Genomic DNA, 22,826 nt, shown 5'->3' with positions numbered 1-22,826 from the left:
AATGAATGTAGGGGCGGGGTCTGCCCGCCCATCTCCACCGGTTGTTATATTATTGTCGCAAAAGGCGGGCAAACCCCGCCCCTACAGAACCTGTCATTTGGGTTCAATTATTTCTAATTCAAACCTTACTTTCTATGCTTGAACAATAATACCCCCAGCAATACCAGGAAAGCGATGGTCATCATTGTCATCTCCAGCCAGTAGTGAGCCGGTTCCACCCATATTTCGGTCAGGATGTCCCAACGTCCCAATATCTCGACAAAGGTCCAGAAGATGATCACTGTCGGAATAGCGTAACGGATAGCATACGCCAGTTTCTTGATCTTCAGCAAACGGATAAACAGATAGATCGACCAGGCCAGCGAACCGAAAGCGATCAACATCGTTACCGGATGACGATCGCCCAGGAACTCGTTATCGTAAGAGAAAAGCAATATCATGTAACAAGTCCATAAAAGAACATTCAGTTCCATAAAAGTAGTCATGGCTGCATTACGGATGATCGGCTGAAGTGTCTCCACCGGTTGACCGTAATGTATCTTACGCTGTATCCAGTTAAAAAAGTTACAACCTGAGCGGGTACTGAAGATATAGAACAGCATAACGATTGCCCAGAAACCATACGAAGAAGGCATGATCAGATATTCCGGTTTCGTCACCACTTGACCGTTCTCGATCAGCGGCTGTACACCGAAACGGTTGGCGAAATAGACATACCCGAACTCGATCCATCCTGTCCAGACGAACAGTCCGCCGAACAATCCCAGAAACGTAGCCGAAGTCTCTTTCCTGGAAATGATCCCGATCAACAACATCACGATCCCTAACACCCCCAGGCCGAACGCTGCAGGATAAAGAAGATCATGCCCCAGAAGTTTCTCCATCAGGATCATGGCAGCATGTCCTAACGGCATCGTGAATAAAACGATCAGGAAAGACAGTATACCTGTCCAGGGAGAAGTAAGTTTCATACGTGTTATTTATTTTTATTGGTTTCAAAAGTAATCATAAATTTATTCGGGAACATAAATAATCTCCCCGTTTTCCATTTCATAAGCTATTCCCACTTTCTTTCCCTTCTTACCGGACTTCTCCTGGCTTTCCGAAGGCTTATATTTCGTAATGGTCTGCCCTTCCTTCGTAATGATCTCCATATTCTCTTTGCCGGGATTTTTCACCATCGTATAATCTTCCTGCGAAAAGATCTCCGTCATATTGAACTTGGTAACCAATGCGACCATCAAGGCTACGGCAAATACCATAGCCACATCGAACAAATTCGACAACATCGCAACCGGATCATGATCTTCGGTTGCATTCAATACCCGGCGGCGACTCATTCGTTTACAGCTTTAGAGGTTACTAATGTCGCTTTGGCCGCTATCGGCTTCTCTCTGGAAAGTTCGGACAGGTAATCGAGATATATCAGATCGGAAGTGAACCAACGCTGCTTGACCTGCAACAAGATAAAACCGACTGCGCCGGAGAACAATCCCAATACGGTCGTAGCAAATGCCACCTGCATATTGTAAGCCATTGAAGCGATATCACCAGTGGAAAGTCCAGCCAAAGCCGGTCCCATCGGGATCAGCGTACCCATCAATCCCAGGATCGGGCCGAATTTGACCAATACCTTATATTTACCCAGTTCCGCATCGGCTGTCACTTCATATTCGGAGAGGACACGGTTTGCCACCGCCATACTATCCGTAGATAGCAGTTGTTTGGCAGTTTGAGTAAACAAAGAATCCGGCTGCTCATCCAATTCTCCGGAAAAAGCATGAATAGTCGATTGATCCAGTTGGTCCATACGAAGACGTAACTGTTTATCCTGTTTGATACGTTGTATATACTGACCGACAAAGCCCCCCAGCATAACAACACTTTTGGCAAAGAAAAAGAGCAAACCAACAATGACGGGTACCAATAACCCATTTGATATCCAGAATAAAATATTTGAAACTTGTTCCATAATGATATTTAGTGCTTAGAATTTTTACGTTGTTTATACATGCGGACCACCTGTGTCCAAAGATATCCGAGAATGAAAATAGCCAGCAGTACAGCTAATGTTCCTGCGCATCCCACCCAGTCGATCGGCGAAGGATGATTGTAAACGGTTGCCGACGGATGAAAGATCGTACAGCAGATCACCAGTACGCAGACAAAGAAAGTGAGGATGACCACCAGTTCGATCAACAGTTCTTTCTCTGCAATCAGTTTACGCATATAGAAGGAAGCCAGTCCGAACGTAATCGTCACACCCGCTGCCAGTCCGATACTCGTACGCAGAAAATCAACTCCTGTCAGCGAAAAAAATAGCGTGATATGAATATAATACAAGGCTGGAAAAACCAGTAGTGACGGCATATACCTGAATAGTTTGGTATACCACCGGAACGACTTACTATCCTCCCAATCCTTGATGCGGGCGATACAGAAATAACACGACAACAGCATATCCACCATCACCACCAGCGAAATATTCATCATAGCAGACTGGCTCGACAACACCCGTTGCAACTCCAGCTTGTTCACTTCCATCGCATACGGATGGCAAAGCATGATGAATGCACCCAACGAGAGGCTGAAGGCAAGCCTGTACCAGCGGTTCGGTAACAGGCTTGTCATAAATAAACTCTTGACGACTGCAAAAAGCGACAGCAAAAGCAATATATTATCCATCGTTATTTTCTCTTTTTAGTCTTCCGGGTTCTTTTCCGGATAAAGAATATAAGCAGGAAGATCACAGCCAGCCAGAAGAAGCTGATCAGAGCGAGGCTGAATGAAGACATGTTTTCCGGCTTCATCGGTTCGTTAGCCTGGACACTCTTGTCTTTCTTCAGGACAACACTTTTTCCGTCATCCGAAATACTTTCGTTACGGGCCGATTCGATTTTACCCTGATATTGTTTGGCAGAAGTTTCCGGTAACTGTTCGCCGATAAAAGAGCGCAATTTAGCATTATCGCAGACAAAGCCGCTACAACCGGCATCGTATTTCTCAACCAGCTCCGAATGAAGAGCCGCAATATTTTTCAACTGCTCCGGAGTCGCTTTCCAGTAACCTTTACGGGCCGTTTCCATCATGACTGCCGTTGCTTCCTGCAAAGCAGCCGGGTTTTCACGTTCAAAGAACTCTTTCACCCCGACATTCAGCTTATCGTTTACAAATACTTCATAATACTGATCCCAGATCTCATTGTCGATCGCTTTCGGCTTCATGACATTCCAGCCGTATGTATTACGGATCGTTTCCGAGATCGCATTAGCAGCGGAAGCACCTTCTTTCATCTGTTCTTTCATATAAACAGGGTTGAACAGGGTCGAACGGGTCTCCACACCGATCGCCGACTTCAAATCCTGTACGCGAGCCTGATGGCGGTTACGCAAGTCATTGAAATAAGCATCAGGATCATTGCCGGTTACATTACGGACCGTCAGGCTCATACCGCCCATAAACTCATAGACATGGTCGAGGCTGAGCGCTCCCCAGGTATTACTCTGGCGGGGCTGTACGACAGCCTCCGTATTTTGAAGGGCAGCTTCAAAAATACCGGGTTTAAAACCACCGAAGTCTTTTTCATTACCGTAAGTGGCTCCCATATTATTCAGGTAAACGTTGGCTATTTCAGACTCGTTTTCCCAACGATCACCACTTTCCACCATAGAAGTGATACCGGTCCCATACATACCGTTCGCTCCGCCGAAAACACGTTGTGTTGCATATTCGCGGGCTTCTTTCGGAGAGAAACCTTTATCTAATAAGACACGCTCGGCATCGTTACGGCCTTTCGCCACATAGTTATCTTCGCCGTCTCCGGCAGCCGCTGCCATATCTACGGCTTTCTGTATCAAGGTCAGCCGGGAAGCTGCCACATCACGTAACTGACCGGAAGTCTGGACTACCACATCTACACGCGGACGGCCCAGGTCTTTGACATCGATCAGGCGGATATCCAGCACACGGTTGAACTGGTCGCGGATCGGCTCAACACCCAATAAGTAAAGGATCTCAGCGATCGTTGCTCCTTCACTTTCGATAAAGCTGCCCGACCAAAGCGTGAAACTGACCTTTTGAGGAGTTGCGCCACCGTGGTTCTTCGCATGTTCGGCCAACAGGCGGTTGCCCATCTCTTTCCCTTTTTCCCAGGCTGCGGGAGTCGGGGTTGCTTCGGCATTGATACCGTATAAGTTACGTCCGGTAGGCAATACGTTCGGGTCAGAAATAACATCTCCGCCGGGGCTGGGCGCTACATAATGCCCATTCAGCGCATTGATAAAACCGTCCAGTTCCATCTGCGGACTTTTACGCAGGTACTCCCGGTAATTATTCACGTTCCGGATAGCATGCTGGATGTCCAAAACGGCATTGGCAAACAGGAGTTGCTCACGGGTGACGGTATCCATTTGTTGGGTCGCTCCGCTCTTTCCGTCTATCGGATGTTGGCTTTTAGCTGTTGTATCGGCAGAGGCAAGCATCTTCTTTACAGCATCCGGCATTTTACCAGTCTTGGGAATACCGGCAGGATGGCCGTGTCCCATTTTCGGTTTCTTGCCGTCTTTGGATTCTTCCGACATTTTGGCCATCATCATAGCCATCATCCGGTTCATCTTCGGTTCGGATGCCTTCTTGATAGCTTGTGCTTTAGCGACAGTGGCAGGAGAGACACCCAATTGAGCCAGCAAAGCCGGGTCGTCTGCCATAGCCGGATTATCCATGACCCGTTTAACAGCCTGCTGTGCCTTCGTACGATAGTTATCATTAAAGAAAGCCTGGTTCTCGATTTGCTTCCGTGTAACTTTCTTCTGTACCTCATCCAGGTTAGCCAGACTGAAGGCGATCGGTTCGGTACACATCAGTTTTACAGAAGAAGCGATCTTCGATTCATCGTACGGAACGCCTAAGGTATATTGGCCGCCTACGATCTTTTCGGCACATAGCTCTTCTGCGAAGTTCTCGATCTTTTCGATCTCGGTATCAGAATAAGCTTGTGTACGGATGCTGTCCAGTTGAAGGTCGCGGTGTAATCCCATCCCGATCGCTTTGTTCTTGATCTTCAGGTTGAGGGATTCGTCGCGCAGGTCGGTTGCCAGATAACGCTTGATATCGTTCAACAGATCGTCCACTTCGCGGCGAAGGCCGGTTTCAATGAAAGGCGGTGTAAGGTGAGAGATGGTTGCGGCATAGCTGCGGCGCTTGGCGATCAGTCCTTCTCCCACGTCACTGATCGTATAAAGATAGAAATGAGGAAGCGAACCCACCAGGCGGTCGGTCCAGTCGTCGGACGACAGGGCAACCTGCTTGCCGGGAATGAACTCCAGGCTACCGTGCGTACCGAAATGGATCATGGCATCCGCCTTGAAATCCTTCTGTACCCATAGATAAGAAGCAATATAATGATGAGGTGGTATCTCGTTCGAACCATGGACGGCAGCGAAAGAGTTATCCCCCGTTCCCTGAGTAGGCTGAGGCAATAAGACCACATTACCCAGATCGATACGGGTAACAGCAATCTGTTCGATACCATCCACTTCACGAGTATAATAATCTCCCAGACCTCTTCCATATTTATGAATCAACGTATCCTGCATCGCCGGACTGAATATATCTTCCAACCAGGTACTGTATTGCGGAGATGATACCCAGGCGGGATAACCAGAATTCAGATATTTTTGTATGTTCCCTTCAGCATAAGCATTGAATACCGGACCTTGTTCATTGATCAGAGCTTCGAAGTCCTTTTCCGTAGCCGGCAAAGCAGAGAGATCGTATCCTTCCGCTTTCAGTGCTTTCAGGAAATTATAGAGAGAAGGAAGCACTTCCAGTCCGGCTGCCGTCATGGCATTCTTTCCCGGACCTTTATAATAATAGATAGCAACTTTCTTGTCTTTATTCGGAAGCGATTGCAACCGCAGGTAATTGGCAACCATATCGGAGAATTGCGCCAGACGCCCGGGGATATTCTTAAACAGGTACAACCCGTCATCATCGATAAACTGTGCATTCAGGGCGAACGGAACGATACCGCCATCCAGTTCGGGCATCACGATACTCTGGCTCATAAAGCCTCCTGCCATACCGCGCTTGTCTGCCATCCAGTTATCATACGTATCATTGATCGTGATCGGACAGAACATGGGCACATTATGTGCTTTCAGCCATTCCACAGCCTTTTCGCCCTGCCCCATCAGCAAACGGCCGTGCGGCATATAAATCACGGCTGCCGGATCGATCTCTTCCAGCATTTTCAGACGGCTGGCGAAGCCGGAGACAGGATAGACATTCATATTGCGCCGTTCGAGGCTAACGATCAATGAATCCAGATGATCCTTGTTCGTATCGAACGGTCCCGCCATCCCAACGATAAGAGCCACTTTCGGAGCCTTCTCTTTATAAAAGCCTTTTTCCTTATAATATTTCTCAAAATCGGCGACCGTGTCGAATACCCGTTCGTCATCCAGATGGAACAGGACGTCGGAGCTTATCTCCACCGGCTCTTTGATCTCTCCGGTAAAGGCACTCTTGCCTGTCAGCTCCTTGCGGATATAGTTAAACAGGCTCCGGTAGTTAACGGAACCACCATTCGTGAGGTAGTCCGCCACCCGTTTATTCTGAATGGAATCGAGGCTGCTGATATTGTTCACCGGATCGGTCACAGCTGTTGAAAAGACAGGTACATTCTTTTCCTTCATCTTTTCGAGTACGGCACGATGTTCGTCTGTCATCCGGATACCCATACCGAAGATCAGGATCGCATCGTAGCGGTTTAGTTTGTCGAAATCGTCGATCGACAATTGTTTCAGGTCGATAAAACCAGTATCCAGGGATTTTGCCATGCGGGCAACCTGATAGTTGGGGAAGTTCACAAGAGCCACCTTGGTCGTGCCGGCTACCTTCGCCCAGATAAACCAGGCTATCAATACGACAGCGATTATTGCTCCTGCAATGATTAAATTCCGTTTCATTATTTATTGGTTTGTTGTTGTTTGCTTATTTGAATATCTCGTCGATGTTAACAGATAGGCCGATCATGAAGGTTGTACCCGGCGACATCGGCGAATTGGAGGCTATAATATCCGGTTTGTAATTAAAGATATTATCTACCGTTGCCTGAAGCAGGTAAGCCCCGAACAGACGTTGTGAAACTGTTATCTTCCAGTTCTGATAACCGGAATAATGCACCGGCGTAAAGGTATCGCCCGTACTGTTCGCCTCGTAGGTGTCCAGCTTACCGAGGAAACGGCCGTTCAATGCCACATTCAAGTCATAATTCTTTCTTGAATATTCGTAATTTATACCCAGAGTGGCAGAGTGAGGACGGGTAGACGATACATTATATCCATTCTGTTTCATATTCTCATGGACATAAGCATAGGCCGCCTTCACCGTAAAACCGTAGGGACATTTGACAGCCAGGTTTGCATCCAGGCCTGCCAGCTTCGATTTATCGATATTCCGGTAATAAGAAGTATCGCGGTCCGCACTAAAGATCGTTGTGATCTTATCCTTGATATTATTATAATAACCGATCACGGAGAAATTCACACGGTCACGACTATATTCGGCAGATACGGAAAAGTTATCGCTGATCTCCGGTTCCAGGTTGGGATCACCGGCAATAATAAACATATTCATACCGCCCATATCCCATTCAGTCCACATCTCTTTCAATGACGGAGCACGGAAACCACGCGAATAGGAAGTCCGGAACGTAAACGGTTTGAGTTTATACATTAAAGAGATATTGGGACTGATATGCGCACCGAATGAATTATAATAATCCATACGTCCCCCATACACAAGGTTGAACTGTTCCGTCACATTAAAATCATGCTGGGCATACAGAATATAATCGTTGGTGGAATGTGTATCGCCGCTGAACTGGTAAGACATCAGTTCGTCACGAAAGAACTCGGCTCCCCCGATCAACGTGTTGTTAGGGGTAAAAGAGTAATTGTATTGTGCACGTGCCGTATGCTGTGTATTCCGGTAATTCAGTGAATCGGCATCTGTTTTCGTATAATGATCATATTTGTTATAACGGTCCAACAGGTAAGAGATCGTCAAATCCTGCTTTTCCGATATCAGGTAGTTCATTCGCACACTGCCGTTGTAATCGCGGTAACGATCTGTTTTCTTATCGTTCGCAATATCAGCCAGGCGGGTATAAAAACCACCTTTTCCCGTCAATGTTATTTTATCGGAGACTTTCCAGGATAATTTTTCATCGACACTCAGGTCTTTTCCACCATAGATAATCGCTGAATCCGTACGATCGGAACTCCACAGGCTATAATGATCCTTGTTCTTGTACATGACGGAAGTCAAGCTGCTTATATTTTTCTGCTTTGTACCGATCGTTCCACCGTAACGTTGTTCGTTATTGCTTCCGTAATAGCCACTTACATTGACTTCGAGCGGTTTGGACGGTTCCTTGGTAATGATATTGACTACACCACCGATCGCACTGGAGCCGTAGAGAGCCGATGCGGCCCCTTTCACGATCTCGATACGTTCGATATTATCGGCATTCAGGCGGTTGTAATCCACGTTGTTGAGCGTTTCACCTGCCATACGTTCGCCGTCGATCAGGAAAAGCACATATTTACCACTCATACCCTGCATGTTGACTGCGATCTGACCGTCCATCTGGCGTGTAAACTCCATACCCGGCAATTCCGTTTCCAACAGGTCCTGCACGGTAACGGCATTGAGTTTCTTTATATCGGTAGCAGTGATGACACGGGTAATGACAGGAGCGTCTTTCAACAGTTTGGGGGTACGGGTAGCTGTCACTGTCACTTCATTCAGGTTAAGGGCATCTTCTTTCAGGCGAAAGTTAATGACCGTATCGCCGTGTAAATAGATGCGCTGCTCAACAGGAGTAAAACCGGCGTATTTAATGATAAGGTGATATTCTCCGGGCTTTGAGAGGTCTAGTTTGTAATTACCGTCGAGGTCGGAAGCCGTGCCGTGAGTCGTTCCTTTTACCAGGATATTCGCATAAGGCAACGTTTCCCCCTTTTCGTCGGTTATACAGCCGGAAACCTGTCGGGGAGGTTCATTCGCCGACAGGTTTCCGCATAATACTATTGATGCCAGGATCAATAAAATCGTTTTCATATAAGAAGATAGAATTTATTACTTGAAAGGATATACGTAATCGAAGGAGATATGTCCTTTTACGTCAGCATCATTTGAATAATCGGTGAATTTGATCTTTGCGTATTCGCCGGATTTCAGTTTGATGACGTATACCATGTTGCTCATCGACCAGTTTGCCGCTGTAGGAGGCATAGGTACAGAACTGAATTCGATACCTTTATTCAGTACTTCGTTCCAATAGCTGGGTGTATAACCGATCTTGGGAGTAGGCAACTGCATTCCATTCGTATTCAGCATCAAGCTATCTGTTCTGACATCAGCCACATAACCGCTGGCCGGGACAGTCGTTACTTTTGTAATATCCGTTTCTTTTGTATCGAGAGCCGATCCGTCATTGGTCTTTACATCATAGCGATGCAAAGCGATGTCCCAATCAAAAGAGGTTTCATCGATACCACCGCGCGTTTCGAGCTTGCCTTTATACGTGACGATGAGGTCCATCGGCATACTTCCGGGTCTTGTTGTTATGATCAGATTAATGCTATCGCCGTTCACATTTCCTTTAGGAGTGATAACGATATTGCCTGCAGTGACTGTACCGCCGGTCAGTGTCCAGCCGATCGTATCCGAAGCGATATTAAATCCGGCTTTTAAAGCGATATCTTTATATTGGCTAAAATCGAATTCGTCTAATGCAAAAGTTAAGGAATCCCCTTCGAGACGGGTAACTACCAGGTTCAGATCGGAAACAGTACCCATATTTCCCATTCCTGTTACATCAAGTGAAATATCGCCTTTATAAGTACCGGCAGCCGGTTCGATCTCATGGGCAACCGATTTTCCATCCTTAAAGCTGAAATACATCCATTTATCATAGGCTGTAGCATCGAGAGTAACCGATTTTACCGTTTCGTCGGTATCGCCACCACCATTGTCATCATCATCGCTACAAGCCGAGAAAAACGTTAAAGAGCTGACCAGCAGCATCGCTAATAAGTAATAATTCTTTTTCATTGCGTTCTATTATTTAGTAAAATATATTCTGACCGCAAAGTTCCGGGTTTCTGAAAGAATGTGAAATCCCTAAAAAGGGGTATAAAAAAAGGAGATCTTACCTAGTTATAGGTATTTTGAGGAGAAGAGCGGAAAAGAAATAATAAAATAGTGTATAATAAGCACATAGATAACACAAATTATCTCTATCCCCTCTTGAGACATTGTATTTCCGCCATAATAAATAAGTTTAAAGTTGATATTAATAAATTGATTTTATCATATATGTTATTTCATTTCGGAGTTTCATTCTGATAAAGACAGAAACAAAATCAGCCAGATTGTTATGTATTGAACAACCCGGCTGATAATTTATTTTATAGCCAATAATAAACTACAATTCGTCAATTTCTTCTACCGATAATCCTGTACACTGAGCTATAGTTTCACTATTTATTCCCTGTTTTTTAAAGTTTGCAGCAATAAGACGCTGTTCTTCCGCTTTACCTTTCTTCAAACCTTTCTCCTCAGCCTCTTCTACTGCATATATCAGCGTAGCGCGCCAGTCGCGGTAAATCTTCAGGTTCTCCTCATAGACAGCACGCTCATGGTCAGTCATGGCACTGAGGTTTGCCACATCGAGCAGACGTCTGAAGGCATCCTCTTTCTCCTTGAACGGAGACATATCAAATAAATTCATATTCTTCAATATATAAATCCAGTTTTCAAGAGGAGTCTTACATTCCTCTTGAGTTAAATTGAACAAGTCGAACGACAGATAGATCTGTTTCAGTTTGACCTCACCAAAAGTTTTACCCGTTGCTTCGTCGGCCAGGATTACGTCTGTTCTCCAGTTGTGGAATTCCGGCAGGCTGAAATTCAACAGATAAATACCATAGACAGGAAGCAGGCCATATTGCCAATCCCGTCCCGTCTTTCCCTGACGGGAGACCATGCGGCAAAGATAATATAATCCACGGTTAAAGAAATAACGTTGCGGGCAATTCTGCATTTCCAGGATGAATTTTGTCCCGTCCACGTCTTCGCAAAGGAGATCGAAGATTTGCCAATAGCTAACGTGTAAATGGACCAACAGACTATACTTAAAAAAATCCGACTACCTACATATAGCTACTTTTACCCCTCTTTTTCCTCTCTGTTTTTACCTATAATCGGTGATTGATGCGCTTTTATTTTCACCCGACCTTTGCATCGGTTTTTAGTAACGGTAAAAAGATTGAATACATTGAAAGCGATTGTAAGAGGATTAATGATCACGCTTTCCCTTGTTTTTGCGGCGATGGCGGCAAAGGCACAGCAGGAAGCGATGATCTCGGGAAAGATATTATCGACGGAAAAAGAAATTGTTGATTTTGCGACTGTCTATCTGAAAGGGACAAACTACGGAGGTACGACAAATGAAGAAGGTATCTATCATCTTAAAGCACCTGCAGGAAACTATACACTGGTGGTATCGGCCATCGGCTATACGACCGTAGAGAAAGCAGTCCGCCTGACAGCCGGTGAACGTACGAAACAAAATCTGACGATCAAGCCGCAGGTGGAAGAACTGGATGAAGTAGTTATCGTATCGAACGGTATCAGCCGACTGAAACGTTCTGCCTTCAATGCCATTGCGGTAGATACGAAAGAGCTTCAAAATTCGACCAAGAGTCTGAGCGATGCCCTGTCGAAAGCGCCGGGAATGAAACTTCGTGAATCGGGTGGTGTCGGATCGGATATGCAACTGATGCTGGATGGTTTCAGCGGGAAGCATGTGAAGGTGTTTATCGACGGCGTACCGCAGGAAGGTGTCGGAAATTCGTTTGCACTCAATAATATTCCGGTCAATTTTGCCGAACGTATCGAAGTCTATAAAGGAGTCGTACCCGTTGGATTCGGGACGGATGCGATAGGCGGGGTTGTCAATATCGTGACGAATAAAAAACGCCGTAACTGGTTCCTCGATGCTTCCTACTCTTACGGATCGTTCAATACACATAAATCGTATGTCAACTTCGGGCAGACACTGGATAATGGTTTCACCTATGAGATCAACGCTTTCCAAAACTATTCGGATAACGATTATCAGGTAGATGCCCCCGTGAAGGATTTTGAAACCGGACGGCTCGATACGGATAAAAAGGAACGTGTGAAGCGTTTCAACGATACTTACCATAATGAGGCGGTGATCGGAAAAGTGGGGTTTGTCAATAGAAACTGGGCAGACCGTCTGTTGCTGGGTTTTACTTATTCAAATATGTATCAGGAGATACAGACAGGTGTACGTCAGAATACGGTGTATGGCGATAAACATCGTAAAGGCCATTCGCTGATGCCGTCGCTCGAATATAACAAACGCGACTTGCTGACCAAAGGGCTGGACCTGGTTTTCACCGCTAACTATAATAAGAACATGACGACCAATATCGATACGTCTGCTTACGAATATAACTGGCGCGGCGAAAAGAATCTGATGAATTCGCGTGGCGAACAGTCTTATCAGCATACAAGGTCGGACAATAATAACTGGAATGGTACGGTAACCGTCAATTATCGTCTTGGACATGCCCATGTCTTCACATTTAATAATGTGTTGACCGCTTTCCGCCGTTCCAATACCTCGCTGCTTACCAATGAGGAACTGACGGATGCGATCGACAAGCAGACACGCAAGAATATTGCCGGACTGTCCTATCGCCTGATGCCGTCGGAACACTGGAATCTGTCCGTTTTCGGCAAGCACTATAATCAGTATGTGGCAGGGCCGATGGCAACTGATAATACGAGCTCTGAATATGTCCGCACTTCCCGCAGCGTAAGTTCGGTAGGGTATGGTGCGGCAGGTACTTATTTCATCCTACCGGGATTGCAGGCTAAACTTTCCTACGAGAAAGCCTACCGCCTTCCTACCATCGAAGAGATGTTCGGTAATGAAGACCTTGAAATGGGCGATATCGGCATCAAGCCGGAAAAGAGCGACAATGTGAACTTGAATGTCAGCTACAACAAGACGCTGGGTAAACATGGTCTTTATGTCGAAGGGGGGCTGATCTATCGTAATACCAACGATTATATCCAACGTAATATTACCGACCTGAGTGGCGGGAAACAAGCTGCAAGCTATATCAACTATGGCAAGGTGCTGACGAAAGGTTACAATCTCTCCGCCCGTTACAGTTTTTCAAACTGGCTGAGTGTAGGAGGTAATTATACGCAGATGAATGTGCGTGACAACCAGAAAACAGCCATCGGCAGCGGGGCGGAAAATATCGCTTACAAAGAGCGTATGCCGAACCTGCCCTACCGTTTTGCCGATTCGGATATAACACTCTACTGGCGTAATCTCTGGAAGAAAGGCAATACATTGATCTTCACTTATGACAATCAATATCTGCATAGCTTTACCTATTATTCATCCATCATCGGATCGAACAAAGGTGAATATGTCGTTCCCAATCAGTTTTCACATAACCTGACGCTGTCTTACAGCCTTCAAAACGGACGTTACAACATCTCTTTCGAGTGCCGTAACTTCACCGATGAAAAACTTTACGACAATTTCAGCCTTCAGAAAGCAGGACGGGCGTTTTATGGCAAGTTCCGTGTCTATCTGGGCAGATGACAGAAATAGATATTTTATCAATATAATAACAATAAATAGTAATCATATTAAAACAAACACAACATGAAGAAGAATTTCTTTTTAACAGGCCTGTTTGCAACTGCGATGGCCGGACTGACACTTACAGCATGTGATGACGATCCGAGCAATGGCGGAGATAACGGCGGCGGAGAAGAAGATAAAAATGCGGAATATGTAATCGCTGCTTCCGTAACGGCTTCCGGAAATACAACCAATGTATTGGTGACCTCCGAATCCCTGGACGAAGGTACAGTTACAACCAAAAACAACGGTGTTGTGAACGATGGTGCAACTTACTGGGTATTCTTTAAGAATCAATATTTATACGCATTGACATACAACCAGGGCGAAGCCGGAGGTACCCGCTCCTATATCATGGATTCAGCAGGTGAATTGCAGAAGCGTTCCGCCGAATTCGGTGTAAAGAGATTTACTACTTATGGCATCTACGATAAGTATATCATGACCTCTTCAACCGGCGACGGCCCTACCGAATGGAATGACGAGAATGGTTATACTCCGAAAGTATTCATGCTGTCTTATCTCGATCCGGCAGCCGAAACATTCACGACCAACGATACACAGAACAAAGCATATCTGTCTGAAAACTTCCTGGATAACGGTGAATATGTGACACTGGCAGGTCTTCTGGAGCATAACAATAAGATTTATACGGCAGCTATTCCGATGGGTCTGAGCCAGTACGGAACAAAAGACCAGAATGGCAAATGGGTATTGCCGGGTAACGAAGACCTGGTAAAAAAAGAATCAGGCGGTTCAAACAGTAGCGCGTATAAAAAAGACGAGTTGCAGTGGACTCAGTACCCGAACGAATGTTGGGTAGCCATCTTTGATGATGCCACCATGACCAGCAAGAAACTGATCCGGACAGATAAGATCAGCTATGCTGCCGGACGTATGAAATCACAGTATTATCAAATGATCTGGGCTGCCGACAATGGCGATGTGTATGTATTCTCTCCGAGCTTCGCCAAAACGATGACCGACGCACGCCAACAGACGACACTGCCTGCCGGTGTGGTACGTATCCCTGCCGGAAAGACTGAATTCGATGATTATTATTGCAATCTGGAAGCGATGACCAACGGAAATTCTTTCCTTCGCACATGGCATATCACAGGCGACTATTTCATGTTGCTGATGTATGATAAACCATTCTCCAATGCAGACCGCGTAGCGAACCAACTGGCAATCTTCAAAGCTGGCGATAAGAAACTGACATATGTAACCGGTCTTCCTTCAGTAGAACAGATCAGCGGTTTCGGCGATGCACCGTATGTTGAAAACGGAAGTGCTTATGTAACAGTTACCTTCAATGAAGGCGGTGGTAATCCTGCCATCTACAAGATCGATCCGGCAACAGCCGTAGCAACAAAGGGTCTGACTATCGAAGCTACTCAGGTGAGCGGTGTCGGCAAACTGACAGTCGCTAAATAATAACGGTTAAGATAAAAGATGATTCGTATTCACATCTTTCTTGTATTCCTCCTGCTCCCGCTAACCATGCGGAGCCAGGAGGATATTTGTATAGGAAAGAAATACAGCCTTTATTCCACGGTCTTGCAGGAAGAACGAAACTACTGGGTACATTTGCCCGACAATTACGAAGGGGATACGACACAACGCTATCAGGTGATCTATCTGCTCGACGGGGATTCATTCTTCCATTCGGTTGTGGGTATCAGCCAAACATTCACTACTGTCAAAGGAAAACATCTTCCTCCCAGCATCATCGTCGGTGTGCTGAATGTCGACCGTACACGCGACCTCACTCCGACAGCTTCTGCTGCAAGACGGGACGGAAAGATTAGCCCGGGCACTCTCCCGCAAGGGGGTGGAAGTGAGTCGTTCTGTCGTTTTCTGACGGAAGAGCTTCGAGGTGTAATAGACAGTAGTTACCGGACGAACGGACAGAATATGTTGATCGGACATTCTTATTCCGGTCTGTTTACGCTCAATACATTTCTCCGCCATACGGAACTGTTCGATACCTATCTGGCTATCGACCCGAGCCTGTGGTGGGATCAGGGCAAACTGTCACAGGAGGCCGCTTCGCTGATCGAAGGAAAGAACTTTGCAGGGAAAAGCCTGTATATCGGTGTCGCTTCCAAAAAACGTACCGATCGGGTGGATATCCACCTTAATAAAGTGAACCATCTCCTTCAGGAGATTTTGCCGCAGGCGGAAAACCTGCGTTTTTTTAGTAAATCATTTCCCGAAGAGAACCACGGAACAGTCGCTATTCCGGGAATATATGACGGGATCAAACAACTATTTGGTAAATGAGAAAGTTATTTGCAAAAATACATTTATGGTTATCCATACCTTTCGGCATCATCATTGCGATTGTCTGTCTGACAGGTGCAATATTGGTATTTGAAACAGAGATACTGGAAATATGTTATCCTTCCCGCTATTTCGTCAAGGAGGTAAAAGGGGAACCGCTTCCTCCTGCCGCCTTATTAAACGCTGCACGCCAGCAGCTTCCCGACTCGGTCAAGATAAACGGTCTACGTGTTATGCAGGATCCGAAAAGGACCTACCAGGTAGTCTTACCGGGTAAAAAGGCGGCGGCATTCATCGATCCCTATACTGCAGAGATCACGGGTATCGACGACGGACAGGGATTCTTCATGCAAATGATGCGCCTGCATCGCTGGCTGCTCGACTCCTATAAACGGGACGGCAGTTTCGCTCTGGGTAAAGCGGTTGTCGGATATTCGACGCTGGTACTTGCCTTTATCCTGATAAGCGGGTTGGTTATCTGGTATCCTCGTAATAAGAAAGCGCTAAAAAATCGTTTGAAAATAAAGACGAAAGCGGGCTGGTATCGTTTCTTTTACGATCTGCATGTTTCAGGGGGCTTTTATGCAACATTGCTATTACTCGTCCTGACATTGACCGGATTAACCTGGTCCTTCGGTTGGTATCGCGATGCTTTTTATACCGTATTCGGTGTCGAAACGGCTCAAATGCAGGGGCATACACAGGCTCCAGCTTCGTCCGATTTAAAAGGAAAATCGGGAGAGAGAGGCACTCGTGAAAGAGGCTCCAAAGAAAAGATTACAAACTATACGCAATGGGCAACAGTTTTAGCTGATTTGCAAAATCGTTATCCGCAATACAACTCCATTACTATTCAGGATGGATCGGCAACGGTGTCTGCTGCTCAATATGGTAATACACGGGGAAGTGACCGTTATACTTTCGATCCGGCAAACGGTGAGATCACAAATGTACAATTATATAAAGATCTTCCCAATTCCGGAAAGATCAGGGGATGGATCTATTCAGTACATGTCGGCTCATGGGGAGGCCTGACTACCCGCATACTGTCCTGCCTGGTCTCTTTCCTCGGAGCAGTATTTGCCATAACCGGTTATTATTTCTGGATAAAAAAGAAAATCAGAAAGAAAAAATAAGGATGGGATTTACCGAAAGTAGACTATCCCATTATCAAAAAGGCTTGGCTATTACAGGTTCATTTGCTGTCAATCATCAAATGAACCTGCAACTAAGCTGGCCTTATTATTTTCTATAATTAACTTATATTCCTTTTTAAGCTTTCATTCTATATTCTGAAGGAGCAATATTAAATTTCCTTTTAAATGCCGTGCAAAAATGTCCCTGATAATCATACCCGACCAGACTGGCAACCTCGGCTATCGTCTTATTGGTATCCAGCAGATAATGAACAGCCATATTCATTCGGTAATCAAATAAATAATTAAAGACAGTCGTCCGGAACGTCTGTTTAAAACCTGTTTTCAACGTACATTCATTCGTCCCGACGCGCAAAGCCAGATCACGCAATGACGGCGGGTTCAGATACTCGGTGCAGATAATATCCCGCGCCTGGTAAATCTTATCCCGGTCAGAAACGGAGACCACTCTTTCCTTAGTCTCTTCCTTTCCTTCCGTCTCCCGCATAAACAGGGACAAGCATTCGACCACTTTTGCCTCCAGATACATCGGCGAAGCATTCCCCATCATCCGCGATAATTCAATATCGTTCAATGCCGTATCCAGAGTTACGGGGATCAGTATATTTTCGGGAGCCAGGAAAAAAGTCTCTCCACTGTCGAGCCGCAGATAAGCCTTCTCGAAATATTCAGGATAGCGCTCCGACAGATGACGGAAGAAATCAGGTGATATCAGCACATTTGTCATGCTGAAAGTCTCCCCTTTGCTAAATAGGTTACGTTCCTCCTTGATCCCCGAGCTGACCATGACATTCGTATATCCTTCTGCCCAGATCCGCTTATCCCGTGTCTCTGCCATAAAACATTCGACCATTCCCTGACGGACAAAAGAAAGTCCCATAAAAGAACAATCCGCATTCCGTGAATGCAGGCAACAATCCTCTTTACAATGTATCTGGTACTTTGCCACATTGAAATCCCTGCATTTGAACTCGGAAATACTGTAAGTCAGCAACTCGTTCCCCATATTCCAGCTACTCTCTTCCAGCCTACCGGAGCCATTGGTAGAAAAGTAACTTATATCCGGCATTTCCAGGGCGATCGTGTCTCTTCCGCGAGATGAAAGTTCGATGTGTATCATTTTTTCCGTCAGATTAAAATGCAATTCCTTCTTGCGTAAATAATTCAGCAGCAAATATCCCACCTTTGTATCAGATAATCAATCCCTAAAAGTAGGTATATTATGAATAAAATAAAACCCGGGATAAAGGACAACGTTGCAGAAACCTTATTCATCCCCTTACTTTCACGCGCCTATGAAAGCCGCCGGAAAGATGCGATATTAAAAGACCCGATGGCTTGCGAGCTGGTTGAAAAAATAGACTACGACTTCGCCAAATTCGGAAAGATTTCAATGAGTACAGCCGGTACTGCCATCCGCTTGCGCCGCTACGACCGGCTGGTTAGCTGGTTCATCGACCGCACGGAAACCGAAGACCCTGTAGTAGTGCAGATAGGTTGCGGCCTTGACAGTCGTTTCCAACGCGTCGCCAACCGCGACCAGGCGACCTTCTACGAACTCGACCTACCCGAAGTGATCGAACTGCGTGAGAAGCTATTCCCCGCCTCGACAAGAGATATCAACATCAAAGGCTCCATGCTCGAAACAGATTGGATGGATATGCTGAAACAAAAGCATCCGCACAGCCGCTTTCTTTTCCTTGCTGAAGGAGTGATGATGTATTTCTCCGAAGAACAGGTTAAATCGGTTATCCAAAATCTGGCTAAACGTTTCCCCGGTTGCGAGATCTATTTCGACTTCGTCAGCAAATGGGCGGCACGCAACTCCGATAAACATGAGTCGGTAAAACGTACGAAAGCCCGTTTCCATTTCGGACTGAACGATCCTCACACTGTCGAACAATGGGTACCGGGGCTGAAATTGATCGAACGGTTTTATTTCGTTAGCGAAGAGAAAAAACGCTGGGGACTACCCGGACTGATTATGTGGCTGATCCCCGCCCTGCATAAATCGTTCGGGATCGTAGGCTATAAAGCCGAATAAAGAAAAAACAATATGAAAGAGCAAAAGAAAAAAGGGTTATCGCGCCTGTTTGAGATCGCAGGCGAAAAGAAAGGACTACTGATCCTGGCGGGATTCTTGTCGGCGTTAAGTGCCTGCTGTATGCTGGTTCCTTATCTGTCGGTCTATCAGGTACTGGATGAGTTGTTGAAAAATGCCGGAAACGTAACGGCTTCGGACAGCGGATACATGATCCGATGGGCATGGATCGCCTTTATCGGACTGGCAGCTGCCTTGTTGTTACTCTATGGCGGACTGATGGCATCCCATGTGGCAGCGTTCCGTATCTTATACGGCCTGCGTGTCAGGCTTTCGGAACATATCGGACGGTTACCGCTGGGTTATCTGAACGGCACATCGATCGGAGCGATTAAGAAAGCCCTGGAACAGAATGTGGAAAAGATCGAGAACTTCGTGGCGCATACCATCCCTGATCTGGTAAATGCAGCAACGACCGTTATTGTTATGTTCGTCATCTTCTTTAGTCTGAATGGCTGGATGGCGGCAGTCTGCCTGCTGGCGATCGTAATCGGTATATCCGTCCAGTTCTCCATGATGTTTGGTAAGAAAGCGCAGGAGTTCTTCAAAATGTATTTCGATACATCGGAACAGATGAGTGCCTCAGCCGTCCAGTATGTCAGGGGAATGCCCGTTGTGAAAATATTCGGGCAGACGGTGGAGTCGTTCCGCCAGTTCAGTAAATCGATCTACCGGTTTAAGGAATATGCACTGAATGTCTGCGATACTTATCAACCGGGAATGGTCACGTTTATCGTATTGCTGAACTCAATCGTCACCTTTATTATTCCTGTCGGTTTATTACTACTGGATGGTCAGCCGGGAAATATAGCATTGGCAACCGTCTACCTATTCTTTATTATATTAGGTCCCGGTGTCGCCTCCCCTTTCTATAAATTAACTTTCCTGGCATCTAACACACGGGAAATAGATGAAGGCGTTCATCGTATCGATGCCATCTTTGCAGAAAAACCTGTACCGGAACCCGCGACCCCTCAACAACCGAAAGGACATGACATCTGTTTTGAAAATGTCAGTTTCTCCTATGAAAACGCCAAAGAGAAGACTCGTACCGAAGCTCTGAAACATATAAGTTTTACCGCCCGTGCCGGTGAGATAACCGCATTGGTCGGTCCTTCCGGCTCCGGCAAATCCACCATTGCCAACCTGATTCCCCGTTTCTGGGACGTTACCGAAGGGACGATCAAGATCGGTGGCGCAGATATCCGGAATATCCCTTCCGAATTATTGATGGACCAGGTATCTTTCGTTTTCCAGGATACCTTCCTCTTTTTCGATACCTTATACGAGAATATCCGTGTCGGTAAACCCGATGCCACCGAGGAACAGGTGATAGCCGCTGCCCGTGCTGCCCAATGTGACGATTTCATCCGCCGGTTACCGCAAGGGTATCAGACACTAATCGGTGAAGGCGGCGTTTACCTCTCCGGTGGAGAAGCGCAACGGGTAGCCGTGGCACGTGCCATCCTGAAAAACTCCCCGATCCTGGTACTGGACGAAGCTACCGCATTTGCCGACCCCGAAAATGAATACAAGATGCAACTAGCCATCCAGGAACTGATCAGGGAAAAGACAGTCATCATCATCGCCCACCGCCTGTCGTCGATCATTTCGGCCAACCAGATCATTGTTTTAAAAGAGGGAGAGATCGCCCAGCAAGGCGTCCACAGGGAACTTTCGGTAAACGAAGGACTCTATAAACAGATGTGGGATGCCTATACCGACGCTTTTCAATGGACATTAAAGAAATAAGGAGATAAACAAGAATGAATGCACTTCAAAATATAACGATCGGCCACACCGAACGGCTCAGGAAACCGGTCGGATTCACCATCCTCGCCAACCTGGTTAATATCGTTCCTTTCATGCTTTCGATAGAGGCAGTGAACATCATCTTTAAAGCCTTCGACGGCAGTGGCAGCGGACTCGACACGACCCGCCTGTGGGTTATCTTCGGCATCCTCGCCGCTTATATGCTGGTGATGGCCGTTGCCGAACGCCAGTCGTACCGGCACAATTTCCGCGGCGCTTACGAAATGAGTGCCGACGGCCGGATACGGTTGGCGGAACATCTGCGCCGCTTGCCCTTAGGCTCCCTCTTCCGGCATGATCCGGGCGACCTTGCCAGCATGATGATCAGTGACTTTACGTTGGCGGAGACCGGTATCTCCCACCATCTTCCCCAGCTGATGGGTGCATTGGTTATGCCTGTACTCGCTTTCTTCGGGTTATTATGGATCGACTGGCGGATGTCGGTAGCCATGTTCATCGCTCTTCCGCTGGCGGTTCTGGTCCTGACAGGAAGTACCCGCATACAATACAGCCTGAGTCGAAAGCAGATAGAAGCGAAAGTGAATGCGGGCAGCCGCCTGGAAGAATACCTGCAAGGCATTCGCGTCATAAAAGCATATAACCTGCTGGGAGGTAAATTCGAACGCCTGCAAAAAGCGTTTGCCGACCTGCGTCGGGCCAGCCTGCGCCTGGAAGCCCTGATGGGCCCGTTCATCCTGCTGTCCATCACCCTGGTACGTGCCGGACTGACCCTGATGATCCTTTGCGGTGCCTATCTGCTGGTAGGCGGCCAACTCGACCTGCTTACTTTCGTCATGTTCCTGATTGTCGGCTCTCGCGTCTTCGACCCGCTGACCTCGGCACTGACCAATTTCGCTGAGTTCCGCTATTTCTCCATTGCCGGTGGCCGTATCCTCAACCTGATGCGTGAACCGGAAATGACAGGAAAAAAGGAAAGCCCGGAACACGGGGATATCACTTTCGAAAAGGTATCGTTCGGTTACGGTGAGAAAGAGATACTGCATGATGTATCGCTGACGCTGAGACAAGGCTCGCTGACCGCATTGGTCGGTCCATCGGGAAGCGGTAAGAGCACGCTGATGAAGTTATGCGCCCGTTTCTACGATCCGCAAAAAGGGAAAGTCCTGTTGAACGGACAGGATATGAAGGAACTGGAACCCGAGTCACTAATGAAACATATATCGATGGTCTTTCAGGACGTCTACCTCTTCCAAGACACAATCAAGAACAATATCCGTTTCGGCAAAAGCAATGCGACTGACTCCGAAATAGAAGCCGCTGCCCGCAAGGCTTGCTGTCATGACTTCATTATGCGTCTGCCGGATGGTTACGATACAATGGTGGGGGAAGGCGGTTGTACACTGTCAGGTGGTGAAAAGCAACGTCTTTCCATCGCCCGTGCCATACTGAAAGAGGCCCCCATCGTTCTGCTGGATGAAGCTACCGCCTCCCTCGATCCCGAGAATGAAGTGGAAGTGCAAAAAGCCATCAATACCTTGATCGAAGGACGCACAGTCATCGTCATCGCCCACCGGCTAAAGACGATCCGCAACGCCGACAAGATCATCGTGCTGGAAGACGGTTATATCGCTGAACAAGGTACACACGACGAACTGCTCCGCAATCAGGGATTGTATCACAAACTATGGACGATCCAGGAAAAGACGATCGGGTGGAAACTCTAAAAGTATCTTCTCCCCTC

General features: G+C 46.7%; 16 protein-coding genes. 7 read left to right on the top strand and 9 right to left on the bottom strand.

Annotated features, from left to right (window positions below; translation table 11 throughout):
* Nucleotides 1-125 precede the first annotated feature (125 nt).
* From IEY67_RS08620 to IEY67_RS08585, 8 genes are all read right to left on the bottom strand, one after another.
* The gene (locus tag IEY67_RS08620; RefSeq protein ID WP_183671225.1) at nt 126-971 is read right to left on the bottom strand and encodes a hypothetical protein; all 846 of its coding nucleotides are present in this window, start codon (nt 969-971) and stop codon (nt 126-128) included.
* A 42-nt stretch (nt 972-1,013) separates the two neighbouring features.
* Nucleotides 1,014-1,340, bottom strand: coding sequence for a DUF2149 domain-containing protein (locus IEY67_RS08615; protein WP_122351744.1), 327 nt, complete (start codon nt 1,338-1,340; stop codon nt 1,014-1,016).
* Complete coding sequence (locus IEY67_RS08610) at nt 1,337-1,972, bottom strand: MotA/TolQ/ExbB proton channel family protein (protein WP_183671226.1); 636 nt, start codon at nt 1,970-1,972, stop codon at nt 1,337-1,339. The genes IEY67_RS08615 and IEY67_RS08610 overlap by 4 nt, the downstream gene beginning before the upstream one ends.
* A gap of 8 nt (nt 1,973-1,980) precedes the next feature.
* Nucleotides 1,981-2,685: an HmuT family protein gene (hmuT, locus tag IEY67_RS08605; protein ID WP_122374900.1), complete on the bottom strand. Its 705-nt coding sequence runs from the start codon at nt 2,683-2,685 to the stop codon at nt 1,981-1,983.
* Nucleotides 2,686-2,687: 2 nt separating this feature from the next.
* The gene (locus tag IEY67_RS08600; RefSeq protein ID WP_444544177.1) at nt 2,688-6,971 is read right to left on the bottom strand and encodes a cobaltochelatase subunit CobN; all 4,284 of its coding nucleotides are present in this window, start codon (nt 6,969-6,971) and stop codon (nt 2,688-2,690) included.
* A 22-nt stretch (nt 6,972-6,993) separates the two neighbouring features.
* A complete protein-coding gene (locus tag IEY67_RS08595; RefSeq protein ID WP_183671228.1) occupies nt 6,994-9,126 on the bottom strand; it encodes a TonB-dependent receptor in 2,133 nt (710 codons plus the stop codon).
* 18 nt (nt 9,127-9,144) lie between these two features.
* Complete coding sequence (locus IEY67_RS08590; RefSeq protein ID WP_183671229.1) at nt 9,145-10,122, bottom strand: HmuY family protein; 978 nt, start codon at nt 10,120-10,122, stop codon at nt 9,145-9,147.
* A gap of 373 nt (nt 10,123-10,495) precedes the next feature.
* Nucleotides 10,496-11,194, bottom strand: a complete 699-nt coding sequence (locus IEY67_RS08585) for an Rpn family recombination-promoting nuclease/putative transposase (RefSeq protein WP_229801004.1) — start codon at nt 11,192-11,194, stop codon at nt 10,496-10,498.
* Nucleotides 11,195-11,371: 177 nt separating this feature from the next.
* Here IEY67_RS08585 and IEY67_RS08580 point away from each other — a divergent pair, with 177 nt between their 5' ends.
* The 4 genes from IEY67_RS08580 to IEY67_RS08565 all read left to right on the top strand — a co-directional run bounded on the left by IEY67_RS08580 (nt 11,372) and on the right by IEY67_RS08565 (nt 17,190).
* The gene (locus tag IEY67_RS08580) at nt 11,372-13,726 is read left to right on the top strand and encodes a TonB-dependent receptor (RefSeq protein WP_183671342.1); all 2,355 of its coding nucleotides are present in this window, start codon (nt 11,372-11,374) and stop codon (nt 13,724-13,726) included.
* A 63-nt stretch (nt 13,727-13,789) separates the two neighbouring features.
* Entirely contained in the window at nt 13,790-15,205 is a 1,416-nt protein-coding gene (locus IEY67_RS08575; protein ID WP_122374895.1) for a DUF4374 domain-containing protein, read from the top strand.
* Nucleotides 15,206-15,223: 18 nt separating this feature from the next.
* Entirely contained in the window at nt 15,224-16,054 is an 831-nt protein-coding gene (locus IEY67_RS08570; protein WP_183671230.1) for an alpha/beta hydrolase, read from the top strand.
* Complete coding sequence (locus IEY67_RS08565) at nt 16,051-17,190, top strand: PepSY-associated TM helix domain-containing protein (RefSeq protein ID WP_183671231.1); 1,140 nt, start codon at nt 16,051-16,053, stop codon at nt 17,188-17,190. Before IEY67_RS08570 ends, IEY67_RS08565 begins: the two co-directional genes overlap by 4 nt.
* A 136-nt stretch (nt 17,191-17,326) precedes the next feature.
* On the opposite strand, the gene IEY67_RS08560 is transcribed toward IEY67_RS08565, so the two are convergent.
* Entirely contained in the window at nt 17,327-18,331 is a 1,005-nt protein-coding gene (locus IEY67_RS08560; protein WP_183671232.1) for a helix-turn-helix domain-containing protein, read from the bottom strand.
* A gap of 102 nt (nt 18,332-18,433) precedes the next feature.
* On the opposite strand from IEY67_RS08560, the gene IEY67_RS08555 reads away from it, so the two are divergent.
* Genes IEY67_RS08555 through IEY67_RS08545 form a run of 3 tightly spaced genes read left to right on the top strand, consistent with a single transcriptional unit; the run spans nt 18,434 to nt 22,809 of the window.
* Complete coding sequence (locus IEY67_RS08555) at nt 18,434-19,255, top strand: class I SAM-dependent methyltransferase (protein ID WP_183671233.1); 822 nt, start codon at nt 18,434-18,436, stop codon at nt 19,253-19,255.
* Between the two features lie 12 nt (nt 19,256-19,267).
* Complete coding sequence (locus IEY67_RS08550) at nt 19,268-21,064, top strand: ABC transporter ATP-binding protein (protein WP_183671234.1); 1,797 nt, start codon at nt 19,268-19,270, stop codon at nt 21,062-21,064.
* A gap of 14 nt (nt 21,065-21,078) precedes the next feature.
* On the top strand, nt 21,079-22,809 hold the full coding sequence (locus tag IEY67_RS08545) for an ABC transporter ATP-binding protein (protein ID WP_183671235.1): 1,731 nt from the start codon (nt 21,079-21,081) through the stop codon (nt 22,807-22,809).
* The last annotated feature ends 17 nt before the right edge of the window (nt 22,810-22,826 follow it).

Source organism: Parabacteroides faecis (genome assembly GCF_014647375.1).
GTDB classification, from domain to species: domain Bacteria; phylum Bacteroidota; class Bacteroidia; order Bacteroidales; family Tannerellaceae; genus Parabacteroides; species Parabacteroides faecis.
This window is presented reverse-complemented; position numbering and strand designations above follow the sequence as displayed.

What these genes read in the sequence shown, in the direction of transcription:
- IEY67_RS08620 (WP_183671225.1), bottom strand. Translation starts at nt 971, where the DNA reads ATGAAACTTACTTCTCCCTGGACAGGTATACTGTCTTTCCTGATCGTT.
- IEY67_RS08615 (WP_122351744.1), bottom strand. Translation starts at nt 1,340, where the DNA reads ATGAGTCGCCGCCGGGTATTGAATGCAACCGAAGATCATGATCCGGTT.
- IEY67_RS08610 (WP_183671226.1), bottom strand. Translation starts at nt 1,972, where the DNA reads ATGGAACAAGTTTCAAATATTTTATTCTGGATATCAAATGGGTTATTG.
- hmuT (WP_122374900.1), bottom strand. Translation starts at nt 2,685, where the DNA reads ATGGATAATATATTGCTTTTGCTGTCGCTTTTTGCAGTCGTCAAGAGT.
- IEY67_RS08595 (WP_183671228.1), bottom strand. Translation starts at nt 9,126, where the DNA reads ATGAAAACGATTTTATTGATCCTGGCATCAATAGTATTATGCGGAAAC.
- IEY67_RS08590 (WP_183671229.1), bottom strand. Translation starts at nt 10,122, where the DNA reads ATGAAAAAGAATTATTACTTATTAGCGATGCTGCTGGTCAGCTCTTTA.
- IEY67_RS08580 (WP_183671342.1), top strand. Translation starts at nt 11,372, where the DNA reads ATGATCACGCTTTCCCTTGTTTTTGCGGCGATGGCGGCAAAGGCACAG.
- IEY67_RS08575 (WP_122374895.1), top strand. Translation starts at nt 13,790, where the DNA reads ATGAAGAAGAATTTCTTTTTAACAGGCCTGTTTGCAACTGCGATGGCC.
- IEY67_RS08570 (WP_183671230.1), top strand. Translation starts at nt 15,224, where the DNA reads ATGATTCGTATTCACATCTTTCTTGTATTCCTCCTGCTCCCGCTAACC.
- IEY67_RS08565 (WP_183671231.1), top strand. Translation starts at nt 16,051, where the DNA reads ATGAGAAAGTTATTTGCAAAAATACATTTATGGTTATCCATACCTTTC.
- IEY67_RS08560 (WP_183671232.1), bottom strand. Translation starts at nt 18,331, where the DNA reads ATGATACACATCGAACTTTCATCTCGCGGAAGAGACACGATCGCCCTG.
- IEY67_RS08555 (WP_183671233.1), top strand. Translation starts at nt 18,434, where the DNA reads ATGAATAAAATAAAACCCGGGATAAAGGACAACGTTGCAGAAACCTTA.
- IEY67_RS08550 (WP_183671234.1), top strand. Translation starts at nt 19,268, where the DNA reads ATGAAAGAGCAAAAGAAAAAAGGGTTATCGCGCCTGTTTGAGATCGCA.
- IEY67_RS08545 (WP_183671235.1), top strand. Translation starts at nt 21,079, where the DNA reads ATGAATGCACTTCAAAATATAACGATCGGCCACACCGAACGGCTCAGG.